The organism is Veillonella sp. VA142 (assembly GCF_003992135.1).
Lineage (GTDB): Bacteria > Bacillota > Negativicutes > Veillonellales > Veillonellaceae > F0422.
Genome location: NZ_RQVN01000003.1, coordinates 1 through 13,760, shown reverse-complemented (window position 1 = coordinate 13,760; position 13,760 = coordinate 1). Strand labels below are relative to the sequence as shown.

Below are 13,760 nucleotides of genomic sequence, written 5' to 3'. Positions count from 1 at the left end.
TATAACAAAACTCTTGTTATACTAAGCAAGTAGAAATTCACTATGTAAGTACACACAAAAAAGGAGATAACACATGAAGAAATTATTTGGTTTAGCAGCAACAGCTGTATTAGGCGCTGCCTTGTTATTAGGTGGCTGTGGTTCCACTGGTAGTGATTCCGCTAGCTCCAGCGCAAGTAAAACATTAAAAATTGGTGCTTCCCCAGTACCACACGCTGAAATCTTAGAACAAGTAAAACCAATCCTTGCTAAAGAGGGCATCAAATTGGAAATTGTTGAATTCAGCGATTACGTACAACCAAACGTTGCCTTAAATGATAAAGAACTTGATGCGAACTTCTTCGCTCACATTCCTTACCAAGAAAACTTCAACAAAGAAAAAGGTACACACATTGCAACAGCTGGTGCAGTACACATCGAACCAATGGGTGTATATTCCAAAAAAATTAAAGACTTAAAAGATATCGAAGATGGTGCTCAAGTAGCTATTCCATCTGATGCAACAAATGGTGGTCGTGCATTGCTATTGCTTTCCAAAGCTGGTTTAATCACATTAAATGATCCTAACAGCATCTCTGCTACAGTACAAGATATCAAAGACAACCCTAAACATTTAAAATTTGTTGAGTTAGAGGCTGCTCAATTACCTCGTGCTTTAGATGATTCCACAATTTCTGTCATCAACACAAACTTTGCATTAGGTGCTAACTTGAACCCAACTAAAGATGCATTATTCTTAGAATCTAAAGATTCCCCATATGTAAACATTGTATCTGTTCGTGAAGGCGATGAAAAACGTGATGAAATCGTAAAGTTAGTAAAAGCTCTACAAAGCCCAGAAATCAAAAAATTCATTGAAGACAAATACAAAGGTGCTATTCTTCCAGCATTCTAATAGAACCGCTTAGAATAGACTCCTCCAAATAAAAATAAACACTAACAACTATCATACATACTTAACATACAGCAACAGAGGCAGGTTGATTCGCTCAACTTGCCTCTGTTGTTTGTCATGTATAAAACAATATAAATGCAATTTACTATATCAGCTTTCATAACCAGTAATAGTAATAACATATATAAATATGAAAAAAAGTAACCTATACTACTATCCCAATATATAATAGATTTAAATACCTGTTCAAAATAAAAAAGGGCCCCGAAGGACCCTTTTATTATTTATGAACCATAGCTCTCAATTCTTGCATTTCTTGTTGCAATACTGCAATGTCTTGTCGTAAATTATTATTTTCCTGTGTCAACACCGTAATCTCACGGCCATACGCTTCTTTCATAGCTACCATTTCATCATGCAACACAAGTACAGAGGAAATAGGACCATTACGATAACGTTCTGGTATCGCTTTTTTCTCTGGACTATTGCCAAATTTGAATGTAGCTCCACCATTGATCATTGTCGCACCGCGTACCATGGAAATACCAGCATGGAGCATAGTAGATTCTTTCGTATAATGCGCAATACCGATAGCAACGGCATTAACATTTTTATAATGTCCAATACCAGCCATGAATTGTGTGGGTTCTAGTGGATCGTATTGAATTGGTTTTAGGGCAGATAAAGCAGCACCTAAGGCATCACCATTACGGCTTTCCTTGCGCAACTCTTGTAGATCATTACCGAGTTCACCGATTTGACGCTCTAATTTTTCGTGCTCTAGAGTATTGATTTTGGTTCCACCTTCTAAAGCTTTTCGGAAATCATCTTCTGTTTTATTTTCATTACCTTTGATTTCTTTCCAGTATTCATAAGCAGATTTACCAACAGATCCATCTTTACCGGCTGTACCAGTATCGCCTTTATCTCCTTTAGATCCTGCTGCTCCGGTTTCACCTTTTTCACCTTTGGCTCCTGTAGCTCCAGTTTCACCTTTATCGCCTTTAAGAGATGCTAAGTATTCAGCCTCACTCTTACCTGCATGACCTTCTTGTGTTTTCCATACTTCATAAGCAGATTTACCATTCTCACCTTTTGGTCCTGTAGCTCCAGTCTCACCTTTTTCACCCTTAGCTCCTGTAGCACCAGTGTCGCCTTTCTCACCTTGAATTCCTTGGTCTCCTTTATCCCCTTTATCTCCTTTGAAGTCAGGGTCTCCTTTCAACTCAGTCTTGTTCAAGCTAAGTGTATACGTTTTACCGTATTCTCCTCCATCTTTTTCGGTGATTTTAATACCTGATTCAGCTTTTAATACATCTTTTAAAGAAGCGACTGTCAATACAGGGCTTGTAGTGGATGTAGCACCATCACCTTTACCACCCGTTGTTAACGTCAATTGCCCTTTATCATTTCCACCTAAGGTAATATTCATAGTAGGATTAGCAAAATTAACACCCGTAAAAGTTGGCGTATTAAGTAAGCCAATGCGCAAGATAGAGTCAGTTGGATCCTTATAGGTAATTAAATTATCAGAGCTATATAAGGTTGGCGCTGCATACTCGCTTTTACCATCAGGAGCTTTAGCACCTGCTTGTGGAGCCACTCCATACACTGTATTTGCCTTACCTTGGATCTTAATTTCTTTATCCCCTGGCGTATATACGCGTGTATCCGGTGTAGCATCAGATACAGTACCATCAGCCTTAAACGGCACATCATTACCTGCCAAAATGGTATTGCGTTTTTCTAGTGCTTTTAACTGCGCTACATTGACTGCATCTGTATCTTCTCCACCAGCTGCCACATTAATGATTTGACGAGTTTTATGATAACCGGTACGACTGTCACCTACAGATACGGCTGAGTCAGTGGCTTTCCATTTACTGCGTTCTAACCTTTCTACTGCTGCCTCTGCCGTAGCATCGGCAAAGTGAGGTCCATGTAAAGATGGATCATACCCCCGATTAGAGGTAGAATTTACAGCCCGATCTGCATAAGAACCTGTACCTAAGGCAACACCAGTTCTAACTACTGTTTTAGCATCCATCCCAATACTGATTCCAGCGTATGCTGGGGTGTCACTTTCTCCGACTTTACTATTATGACCAATAGCGATAGATCCATTTCCATGGGTCTCTGTTTGAGCGCCTACAGCAATAGATCCAAATTGATACGCATGTGCACTATATCCCACACTGATAGACTGGCTTTCATCTGAGTTTGCTGAGTCACCTAGCGCAGTAGCTCCTAGTGCAGTAGTTCCAACTGTAGCCGTACGACCTACTGCCACACTATTCTTACTTTCAGCTTTAGCTGAACCACCGATAGCCAGCGCAGAATCCCCTGCTTTTGCACCTTGACCTACAGCTGTACTATTTTCACCTGACGTAATCGTACCTTCCCCAATGTTTACACTTCTTGTCCCCGTCTTATTAATTCCAATACCAACAGCTACTGTATTTTTTGAGTTTTGACCGATTTGTACATTACGCCCAATAGCAATGGCATTTTCACTTTCTGATTTTGCTCTTGGGCCAATGGCGATCGCTCCCTCTTGTGTAGCACCATTATTATTTTCATTGCTATCTACACCAAGGTCTCGGCTTTTGATAGAAATATAACGTGGTTTTTCTCGTTCTAACCGATTACGAACTACTCGTAATTGTCCTACTGTAGCTGCATCTGTATCTTCATAACCAGCTGCTACATTGATAATCTGACGAGTATGTTGTTTTCCATCTTTTGTTCCTCCTACAGATACGGCTCCATCACTGGCATTCCAAGCACTACTAATAGCATCATTTCCTGCTTTATTCGCTTCTTCTATCGCTGCTGTATAAGCATTCTTAGCATCCACCAAATCTTGATCTGCCTTTGCCTTCTGCGTGTTCGCAGTCGCTATAACTGTAGCATTGTGACTTGCATTCGCCCTTTCAATTTCTTCTTCCGCTAGTAACACTTTATAATTAGCTTGACGAATAGCTTCATATAAAGCTTCAAGTTTTGGATTATCTGCTCCGGCTTCCCCAACTTTATATTGTGCGTTACTCATGGGATTATACCCAATGTTAGACGATCTGTTCCCCGCTCTATCAGCAATAGAATCTACCCCTAAGGCCACGCCTCCATCTACTGTAGCCTTACTGTCTTTACCTATAGCAACAGCTTGATTAGCTTCCACTTTAGAAGCATCTCCTATTGCCACGGCAGATTCCCCATTCACACTGGATGTACTACCAATAGCTATAGCATGAGTATCCGTCCCCGACACTTGTCCACCATCCAACACATAGGGATGCGTATCGCCATCTGCATAACCTACTGCATGACTTCCCAACACTAACATACTTGCTACATACACTGCTACTTTTTGTTTCTTCATGTTATTATCCTCATCTTCCGATCTAGTCATCTTGCTCGGCTAGGTCTTATACATATCATCTTGAACATAACTAAAGCGATTACTTCAAATACTGGTGTGGCATCTAAGCTAGACCCAAATGACTTTATACATATGATTGACTGACATATCTCCATTCTCCTTTATTCCATACTACCAATACACAAGTAGATAATATACACACTCTTTGCATACATACCTTTATAAAAAACCGACTATAACTCGATCTGTGATGAAGCTATAGTCGGTTAATACATGGATTTGCTTATATTTATAAATTTATAAAGGTCTTGCATTTTTTTCTGTATCTATATTTAATTTTGTCATCCTCATTATATAGTCTACTTTTGATTTTTTCAATGCAAATCATCTTGATATTCAAAATTGGTATAATTACATATTTAAACAATGTATACAATACCCCCCCCCGCATTTTTCAAGATTGAATATTTATTCATTTTTATTCTTAAAATTATTTTTTATTTTTCTATTTATCACATAACCAATTACACCAAACAAAGATATTTTCACAATTTATAAAATTTATGAAATACATGATATACAATTCGTATAACTTTTTCATTTGGATAATAATTTACATTTATATGATTATATACATTTTGTATAACTTATTTGAAACACATTCTACAATATCAAGTATTACAAAAACTCATCACAAGATACTTCCATAAGTTTTAAGTTATTCTCTCAGCATTGAGGGCAACACAAAACCCCCGACTTTCACAATCCTGTGAAAGCCGAGGGCTAGTCAATTTAATATTCGATTATTTACGTGCCATAGATTTACGTACGTCGAAGGCAACCGCTACAACAATGATTAATCCTTTAATAATCAATTGCCAATATGGTCCCATACCAACAAATGTTAAACCATAGTTAATAACTGTAAAGATTAGTACACCAGCAATAATGCCAGGTACAGTACCGATACCACCAGTAATGGATACACCACCTACAACAGATGCTGCGATCGCATCTAACTCGTACATGTTACCGTAGTTATTAGTAGCACCACCAGTACGGGCTGCTTCCAAGATACCACCTACGCCATACAATGCACCGGCGATAACGTAGATAATCACCAAGGTTACGGCTACATTGATACCGGATACCACAGCTGCTTGTGGATTACCACCGATAGCAAACATGTTTTTACCAAGAATTGTTTTGTTATATACCACATACATGATCAAAGAAATAATAGCAGCGATAATAACAATGTATGGGATCGTCATAAATCCTAAATCTAAAGAACCTGTACCAATTTGTGTAAATTCAGGACGTAAACCACCAATCGGTTGGGAGTTATTAGGCTCCATATCAAAGTACAAGGAACAAATACCGTAGGTAATAACCATAGTACCAAGGGTCGAAATAAATGGTACGATTTTTAGATAGGCTACGATGACACCAGATACTAAACCGATGATAGCACCAACTACGATAGCAATCACAATTGGTAGAATTAATGGCAGTTCAGGTAAATGTTCAAAGAATGGACGCGGATAATCTGGCAACTGTGTTAAAGATGCAGATACCACTGCAGTCAATCCAACCACACGGCCTGCCGATAAGTCACAACCTGCGGTAATCAAAATCATAGCGGACCCTAAGGCAATAATAACACGTGGGGAAGACTGAATTAAAATATCACGAAAACTTGTAACGGATAAAAAGTTTGGGCTATACATAGAAATAGCCGCTACTAGTACTACTAGTACCAAATAGATAATATTTTGGGAAAGAAACTTTCCTAGTTTACCTTGGCTCATACGATACCTCCTAGACTAAACCAGCTGTTGCTAGTTCCATTATTTTTTCTTCTGTCGCTTCATGGGCATCCAAGATGCCACTCATATAACCATTACTCATAACCATAATGCGATCACTCATACCTAATAACTCAGGCATTTCTGAGGAAATCATAACGATACTTTTACCTGCACTGGCTAGTTCATTAATAATGGAATAAATTTCGTATTTCGCTCCTACGTCAATGCCCCGTGTCGGTTCATCTAACAATAGGATTTCTGGATTGGTATTCAGCCAACGGGCAATCAGCACCTTTTGTTGGTTACCTCCAGAAAGACTTTGAATTTTTGTATCTGTAGAAGGAGTTTTAACTCGCAAAGAGGCTACTCCTTCTTTTGTATCGTCTAGTCGCCTTTCATCATTCAATAGTTTGAACTTATTTTCATATTTGGGCAATGCAGCCATTGTTGTGTTATCCACAATAGTGAGCATTGGGAAAATCCCTGTAGCACGGCGTTCCTCGGTTAGCAACGCCATACCTAATTTCTTAGCATCTCGAGGATGACGTATACGAACTTCTTTATCATGTAAGTAAATTTTACCGGATTCAATACCACGAAGGCCGAATAGAGCCTCCACGACTTCTGTCCGCTGCGCCCCTACAAGACCACCAATTCCTAACACTTCACCTTTCTTTAAAGAGAAAGTTACATCTTTAAAGGAATGTGGGTTCACAGATGTTAAATGCTCTACACGTAATACTTCTTCACTTGGAGTATTTGTTTTTTCTGGGAATAGCTGAGTCATTTCACGGCCTACCATTCTTTGAATGATAAGATCTGTCGTTAATTCATCAGCATGCCATGTGCCTATATATTGACCATCACGCATAATCGTTACTTCATCAGATATGCGTAGGATTTCTTCCATTTTATGAGAAATATATATAATTGCAACTCCTTTTTTACGCAAGGAGTTAATGATTTTGAACAGATGCTCTACTTCATCACTCGTTAGAGAAGAGGTAGGTTCATCCATAACAATAATTCTAGATTGATGAGATACCGCTTTTGCAATCTCAATATTTTGTAGCTTAGAAACAGATAAATCACCAGCTAATTGTTCTGGGTCGATATCTACATCGATTTCATCAAACAAGGCTAGTGTCTCTTCTTTCATTTTTTTATGGTCCACAAATGTAAAAGGACCAATTTTTTTGGTTGGGAATCGACCTAACCATAGATTTTCCATTACATTACGTTGTAATACAGGATATAACTCTTGGTGAATCATGGAAATTCCGAGTCCAAGAGCTTTTCGGGAATCTGTCATTTCTACCACTTCACCGTCAATGACCACGTCCCCTTGATCAGGCTTATAAATACCGAACAGGCATTTCATAAGAGTAGACTTCCCCGCGCCATTCTCTCCCATTAGAGCATGTACGGTGCCTGGTCGGACTTTGAAAGTGACATTATCCAAGGCCTTTACGCCAGGAAATTCCTTCGTAATTTGGCGCATTTCTAATATGTACTCGCCCATACATTTTCCTCCTATTAATCAGACAATAAAGGGGGCGAATGCCCCCTTACTGCATTTTCCTATCTGTCACCTAAAATTTTATCCGCATTTTCTTTTGTTACAATTTCATAAGGTATCCAAATATATTTACCATCAACAATATCAAACCCTACATTATCTTTATTAGGTGTTTCGCCTTTAGCTAAGACATAAGAAAGATTGAACACAGCTTGACCTTGTTTTTTAGCATTATTCAATACTGTACCCAATAAAGTGCCGTCTTTCAACGCTTGTACAGCTGGAGTTGTTGCGTCAACACCTACTACTGGAATATATTTGCCATTTGTGAAGTAACCTGCTGCTTTCAACGCTTCAATAGCACCCAATGCCATATCATCATTATTACTGATTACAGCATCGATTTTATCGCCGTAACGACTCAAGAAAGCTGCCATTTTTTCTTGACCTTTAACGCGGTCCCACATACCTGTATCGCTAGCAAGTTCTTCTACTTTCATACCTTCTTTTTTAAGGGATTCTACAGAGTATTGTGTACGAAGCACAGCATCTTGGTGGCCTGGTTCACCAGTAATCATAACATAGTGAATAACACCATCTTTGCTATGGTATGCTTCAGGATGTTTTTTGAAGTAATCTGCTAAGATTTTACCTTGCATTTCACCACTTTGTTCAGCTTTCGCACCTACATAGTATACTTTATCCCATTTAGCCATATCTTCTTTCAATGGTTCACGGTTCAAGAATACCAATGGAATGTTCGCTGCTTTTGCTTTATCGATAATAACGCCTGCTGCTGTACGGTCTACTACGTTAACGCTGATTGCTTTATATTTCTTATTAATGAATAAGTCAATCTTTTCGTTTTGTGTCGGTTGAGAGTTTTGGCTATCTACGATATCCACTTTCGCTTTGTCTTTAGCAGCTTTATCAATTTCTGCACGCACGCCACTCATGAAAGTATCATCAAATTTGTAAATAGCAACCCCGATTTGAGGTTTTTCACCGCTTGCTCCTTGATCGCTTCCGCAACCACCTAACACAAGTGCACCTACTGCTGCTGATGCAAGCAACGCTGCTTTCCAAGATCGTTTCATAATAATATCCTCCTTTTAGATATCCTATATACCTATAAGACTAGTCTTTCTAGTCGTGGTACCTACCGTAACCAAGCTTCTTCAGCTCGTTTTGCACTGACAATATCAATCATCCCTAACAATGTAAAATAGGAACCATTGCCAGAATATTCTATATTAATCGTATGTGCTTTATATGAATTGCGTTCTAATACACTTCTGAGAATTGGGTCCATTACTCCTACCGCATTGCCCATAGCACTGCTCAAAATAATCCGCTCTGGATTAAATAAGTTTGCTATATTAGCTAAGGCAATGCCTAAATAATGGCCCACTCGTGAAAGCGCCTCTAAACACACTTCATCACCCTCTACTGCGGCCTCATAAATAGGCTCTACACGGAATGCTTTGTTCACAACTAATGGATTATCTTGCACCGATGTGTATCGGCCCTTTTCCATTTGTTCCATCACATACGTATGGATTGATGTTTCCGATGCAATATCTTCCAAGCGCATTTCATTGCCCTCTTCATCCAATCGAATCACACCATATCCAATTTCACCAGCACTATCATTAAAACCGCGATAGAGTTCACCGTGATAAATCAACGATATACCAAGTCCATAACTAAATTTGAGAACAATAAGGTTATCCATCTCTTTACCACTGCCATAGTAATATTCACCCGTCGATAAACAACGGACATCATTTTCTACATAGACGGGCACATGGAATCGCTCTTCTAAGATATACTTGAAAGGAATATTATTCCATTTTCCATTAGGCGAATAGATGGAAATTCCTTTACCCGAATCTACAGGACCTCGCAATACGAGTCCTATACTTTTAATCGTATACCCTTCTTTGAAGACATCCTGCATGCCACGATACATATGTTGCATGATTTCATCAGAAGTACAACCGATAATTGATGTTTCTCTTTGATGTAAAATTTGCCGTCCTACCGTTGTCACATAAAACACAATGGCATGCGTCCTTACATGGACGATAAGATAGGTTTCAATATCATGATTAAAGTCTAACAACATTGATGGGCGTCCCAATGCAGACCGTTCTTGTCGATCTTCATAGACCAACCCTTTCCGAATTAAATTCGTGCAAATATTAGTCACTGTGGGAGGCGTTATTTTGGTTTGTCTTGCAATCAATGCCTTTGATACGGGGCCATGACGCCTGATGTAATTCAAAATAATTTCATCATTGCTTATTTGTGGCTTTATCATGATTCTATCTCCTTTACAGCGAATACACCCCATCACCAATATCAGCAATATATAGACTAGGGATAACACCTATTTGTTTCTCGTACTCTTCTGGAATAGCTCTCATAAAAGCCTCAATATGCTCATCTTTTACAAGGGCAATAGCACAACCACCGAAACCTGCACCCGTCATACGAGATGCAATACAGCCTTCTTGGGAGCGCGCCAAATCAACAATCGTATCTAATTCTTTACCTGTTACTTCAAAATCAACCTGTAAAGATCGATGAGATTCATTTAAGCAATGAGCAATACCTATCAAATCAGCTGCTTCCAAAGCTTTCATAAAATCTAGAACACGTAAATTTTCAGTAATGACGTGACGAGCTCGACGCATCAACACATCATCGGAAATATAGTCTAAATCATCCAGTGTAGCCAATGCCAATCCAGAGATATCCTTATGTTTGCGGATAATTTCATGAGCTGCATCGCATTCACCTTTGCGCTCATTAAATTTAGAATCCACAAGACCTCTTTGTTTATTTGTATTCATGATGACGAGAGTATGTCCGTGCCAGTTCAAAGGAACTAGTTTTCGTTCCATATGAGCGCAATCTAGTAAAACACCATGCCCTTCTTTACCATGTGCAATAGCATACATATCCATGATGCCCACTTTTACACCTACGAAGTGGTATTCTACATGCATGGCCATTTTAGCCAATTCCGTACGGTCAATTGGGGATACTCCCAACTCTGAAAGCAACATATAACCAGTTAAGTCTAGCATACAAGCAGAAGAGGATAAGCCTGCACCAGCTGGCAAATTACCATTAAAATAAATATCCATACCTGGCATTGTGTGACCTTTATCTTTTAAAAATTGAATCACACCTAGCGGATAATTGGCCCAATCGTGCTCTAAATTGTATTGCAATGGTTCATTGACATCTACCACCACAGTCTTTTCCATATTATCAGAGTGTAAACGTACCTTGCTATCTTCGCGCAAGCGAATCGCTCCGTAAATACCCACTTTCAATGCGGCTGGGAACACATGACCACCATTATAGTCTTGATGCTCACCAATCACATTGACACGGCCTGGAGCAAAATAACAATGCACATCTCCTGAACCCTCTCCAAAGAAGGACAGAAAACGCTGTTGTAATTCTTCTTTATTCATTTTCTTGTTCAACCTCACTATATAGTTTGCGCAATTCTGGTGCCGTTTCTTCTACAGCACTTGTATTCGCCGCTGCCCATGCACCCATTTCAGAAGATGCATAGTATTTAATTTTATTCGCTTCTCTGAAAGGAGGATAGAATTGAATATTAAAGTGATAATACTCTTCATGTCCTGCATATTCAGGGCTATTTACAGGATTTTGATGATATACCATCATATAAGGGAATGGCATATCAAATAAACGATCAAAGGCTTCTGTTAAAGTCTTTAACATATGCGCCAAATCTTTGGTTTCTTGTTCAGTACAATCTGTGATGTAATTCATATGACGTTTTGGCACGACAAATACACCATAGGGATAATCTGTAAAGAATGGAATATAAGCTAAGAAAGAGTCATTTTCTCCCACAATGCGAGCATCTTTTTCTTTCTCAACTTGATTCATTTTACAGAATAAGCATCCACCATGTTCATGATGATGATCTTTCGCACTATCTAGTTCCACTTGTAGCTTCTGTGGCACAAAGGAATAGCCATATAATTGACCATGTGGATGTGGCATCGTTACACCTACAGCTTCCCCTTTATTTTCAAAAGGGTAGATGTATTTAATTTTTTCATCTTTTGCTAATTCACTATGACGCTCTTTAATAAGGTTTAGTAATTTAACAATATGATCTTCCGATAATTCGTAAAATTTAGCAGTATGCTCTGGAGAATATAAGATAACTTCACATTTCCCATAGTTTTCTTGGCTTTTGTAAAAGTCATTACCATCTTCATAAGGAGCCTCTGGCGTTTGCGTTAAGGCTGGAAAATCGTTATCATACTTCAACACATCATAATCTGCTGGGACTTTTTTATTAATACCTGGACAGAACGGGCACCAATCCTTCGGCATCGTTGGGCGTGCTTTTCGGTTTGAAGCGACCATTGTCCAAGTCCGCAATAAAGGATTCCATCGTAATTCCGACATGGAATACCTCCAATCTATAGCTATATCATGTTAATAAATAAAGATAATTTTTATATAGTTCTATTCTTTCATATTTTAACATTTTTTTCAATACTTAATTAAATAATAAGTTATATGATTTACTCATAATCTGATGAGCAGCATGATTTTTATCACAAATTTTCCCTTATAAGATACAAAACCGGCGCCACATCCCCCTTCTCTCACTGCATTCTGAATGTTCATTCAGGGGAATATGGCACCGGTTTCTTATTACTACGGTGTTAATTTGTATAAAGCTATAGTAGTCAATAGATTATGAGTAAATCATATGGGGGCTTATTAGGGAAAGTGGGGCTAATGTAGTGTATCTGCTAGTATGACTAAATGTAATAACTATGTGGAGTACTCTTGCCCATGTATAGGTCTATTGAACACAGGTATCTATGAACACCTACATAAAATCCACCTTACCTATAAAAGCCCTAGTAGATACTACGACTCACTAGAAGAATGTATCTTGTGTACCGCTTTGTTTGACTTCCATTTGGGCACGTCGTTCGTCGGTAATGAAGGAATCTGGTTTCATATTGATTAAGTGTAACAAGCCTCTCATGGAGTCAACCCCTTTTTCTTTTGCTGCTGCAATGGCTACTTTCGCACATACTTCAGAGTCATCCAGCGCATTGTGATGGTTAAATTTAATACCTAAAAATCCACCCAAGGTATTCAATTTATGATTCACCAAATCAGGCCATACTTTTCGTGTAATACGGACGGTGCAAGTATATTCTAAATCCGGCCATTCAATATTGTAGTGGTCCAATGTAGCACGCAACACGTCGATATCAAACTTTGCATTGTGAGCCACCAATAGTTTTCCTTTTAAATGATTGTTATAAATAGCCGGCCACAATTGGTCAAAAGTAGGTTTATTCAACACTTCTTCTGGTTGAATACCATGAATACCGATAAACTCTTGGTTGAACTGCATCACTGGTGGCTTGATTAAGCTATAGCCACGTTTCGTAATTCGACCATCTTCCACGGTTACTACCGCTAAGGAAATAGCGCTATTCTTACTTTCATTAGCCGTTTCAAAATCTAAGGCCACAAAATTCAACATATATCCTCCTTACGCAAACTAAAAAATCTGCGACTATCTCAAGAAAAAAGCAGATGCATCCATAGCATCTGCTCTTATTATATAGTATTTTTAATGAAAGTAAAACGATTATTGAACCGCTTTCTCAAACACAGCTTTGATTAAAGCTTTTGTTTGTGCGTAGCTTTCACCAGGTTGTGCTTCATATTGTTTGTCCAAATCGAACCATAAGTTTGGATAGTACTCGTATGGATGTGTTTTGAACAATTCCACCGCATCTTGATCTTCTACCCAGTTGATTTTGATATCTTTGAATGCAGGGTTCTCTGCTTGTAGTTCTTCAATAGCACGGAACGCATTCGCACAATATGGACAATGATGTAAATGGAAACCTAAAATTTCTTTCATAGTATACTCCTTTCATGGAATCAATATATTATATCGAATTTATTCAATTATAAGGATAGTATACCACAAGGAAATTCATGTTACAACTATACGCCTACTTGGTATGTCAAAAGATATGAACGACATATGATATTGTCATAGTATAAACACAAATGAATTTGTCAATGCATAGTACAATCTATATATACAGA

10 protein-coding genes are annotated in these 13,760 nt (G+C 38.5%); 1 reads left to right on the top strand and 9 read right to left on the bottom strand.

Translation table 11 applies throughout. The features are described from left to right. The first annotated feature begins 73 nt into the window (after nt 1-73). Entirely contained in the window at nt 74-895 is an 822-nt protein-coding gene (locus EO117_RS01820; RefSeq protein WP_126938820.1) for a MetQ/NlpA family ABC transporter substrate-binding protein, read from the top strand. 280 nt (nt 896-1,175) lie between these two features. Here the strand turns inward: EO117_RS01820 and EO117_RS01815 are convergent, their stop codons facing one another. The 9 genes from EO117_RS01815 to EO117_RS01775 all read right to left on the bottom strand — a co-directional run bounded on the left by EO117_RS01815 (nt 1,176) and on the right by EO117_RS01775 (nt 13,569). After that, nucleotides 1,176-4,277: a YadA-like family protein gene (locus EO117_RS01815; protein ID WP_164727462.1), complete on the bottom strand. Its 3,102-nt coding sequence runs from the start codon at nt 4,275-4,277 to the stop codon at nt 1,176-1,178. 803 nt (nt 4,278-5,080) lie between these two features. Further along, entirely contained in the window at nt 5,081-6,088 is a 1,008-nt protein-coding gene (gene mglC, locus EO117_RS01810; protein WP_126938818.1) for a galactose/methyl galactoside ABC transporter permease MglC, read from the bottom strand. A gap of 10 nt (nt 6,089-6,098) precedes the next feature. After that, complete coding sequence (locus EO117_RS01805; RefSeq protein ID WP_126938817.1) at nt 6,099-7,610, bottom strand: sugar ABC transporter ATP-binding protein; 1,512 nt, start codon at nt 7,608-7,610, stop codon at nt 6,099-6,101. A gap of 59 nt (nt 7,611-7,669) precedes the next feature. Next, entirely contained in the window at nt 7,670-8,704 is a 1,035-nt protein-coding gene (locus EO117_RS01800) for a galactose ABC transporter substrate-binding protein (protein ID WP_126938816.1), read from the bottom strand. A 62-nt stretch (nt 8,705-8,766) separates the two neighbouring features. Continuing rightward, a complete protein-coding gene (locus tag EO117_RS01795) occupies nt 8,767-9,930 on the bottom strand; it encodes an ROK family transcriptional regulator (protein WP_240632557.1) in 1,164 nt (387 codons plus the stop codon). 13 nt (nt 9,931-9,943) lie between these two features. Beyond that, a complete protein-coding gene (locus EO117_RS01790; RefSeq protein ID WP_126938814.1) occupies nt 9,944-11,098 on the bottom strand; it encodes a galactokinase in 1,155 nt (384 codons plus the stop codon). Continuing rightward, on the bottom strand, nt 11,091-12,077 hold the full coding sequence (gene galT / locus EO117_RS01785) for a galactose-1-phosphate uridylyltransferase (RefSeq protein WP_126938813.1): 987 nt from the start codon (nt 12,075-12,077) through the stop codon (nt 11,091-11,093). Before galT ends, EO117_RS01790 begins: the two co-directional genes overlap by 8 nt. Before the next feature lie 484 nt (nt 12,078-12,561). After that, a complete protein-coding gene (locus EO117_RS01780) occupies nt 12,562-13,182 on the bottom strand; it encodes a 3'-5' exonuclease (RefSeq protein WP_126938812.1) in 621 nt (206 codons plus the stop codon). A gap of 108 nt (nt 13,183-13,290) precedes the next feature. Next, the gene (locus tag EO117_RS01775) at nt 13,291-13,569 is read right to left on the bottom strand and encodes a glutaredoxin (RefSeq protein WP_126938811.1); all 279 of its coding nucleotides are present in this window, start codon (nt 13,567-13,569) and stop codon (nt 13,291-13,293) included. Nucleotides 13,570-13,760 lie beyond the last annotated feature (191 nt).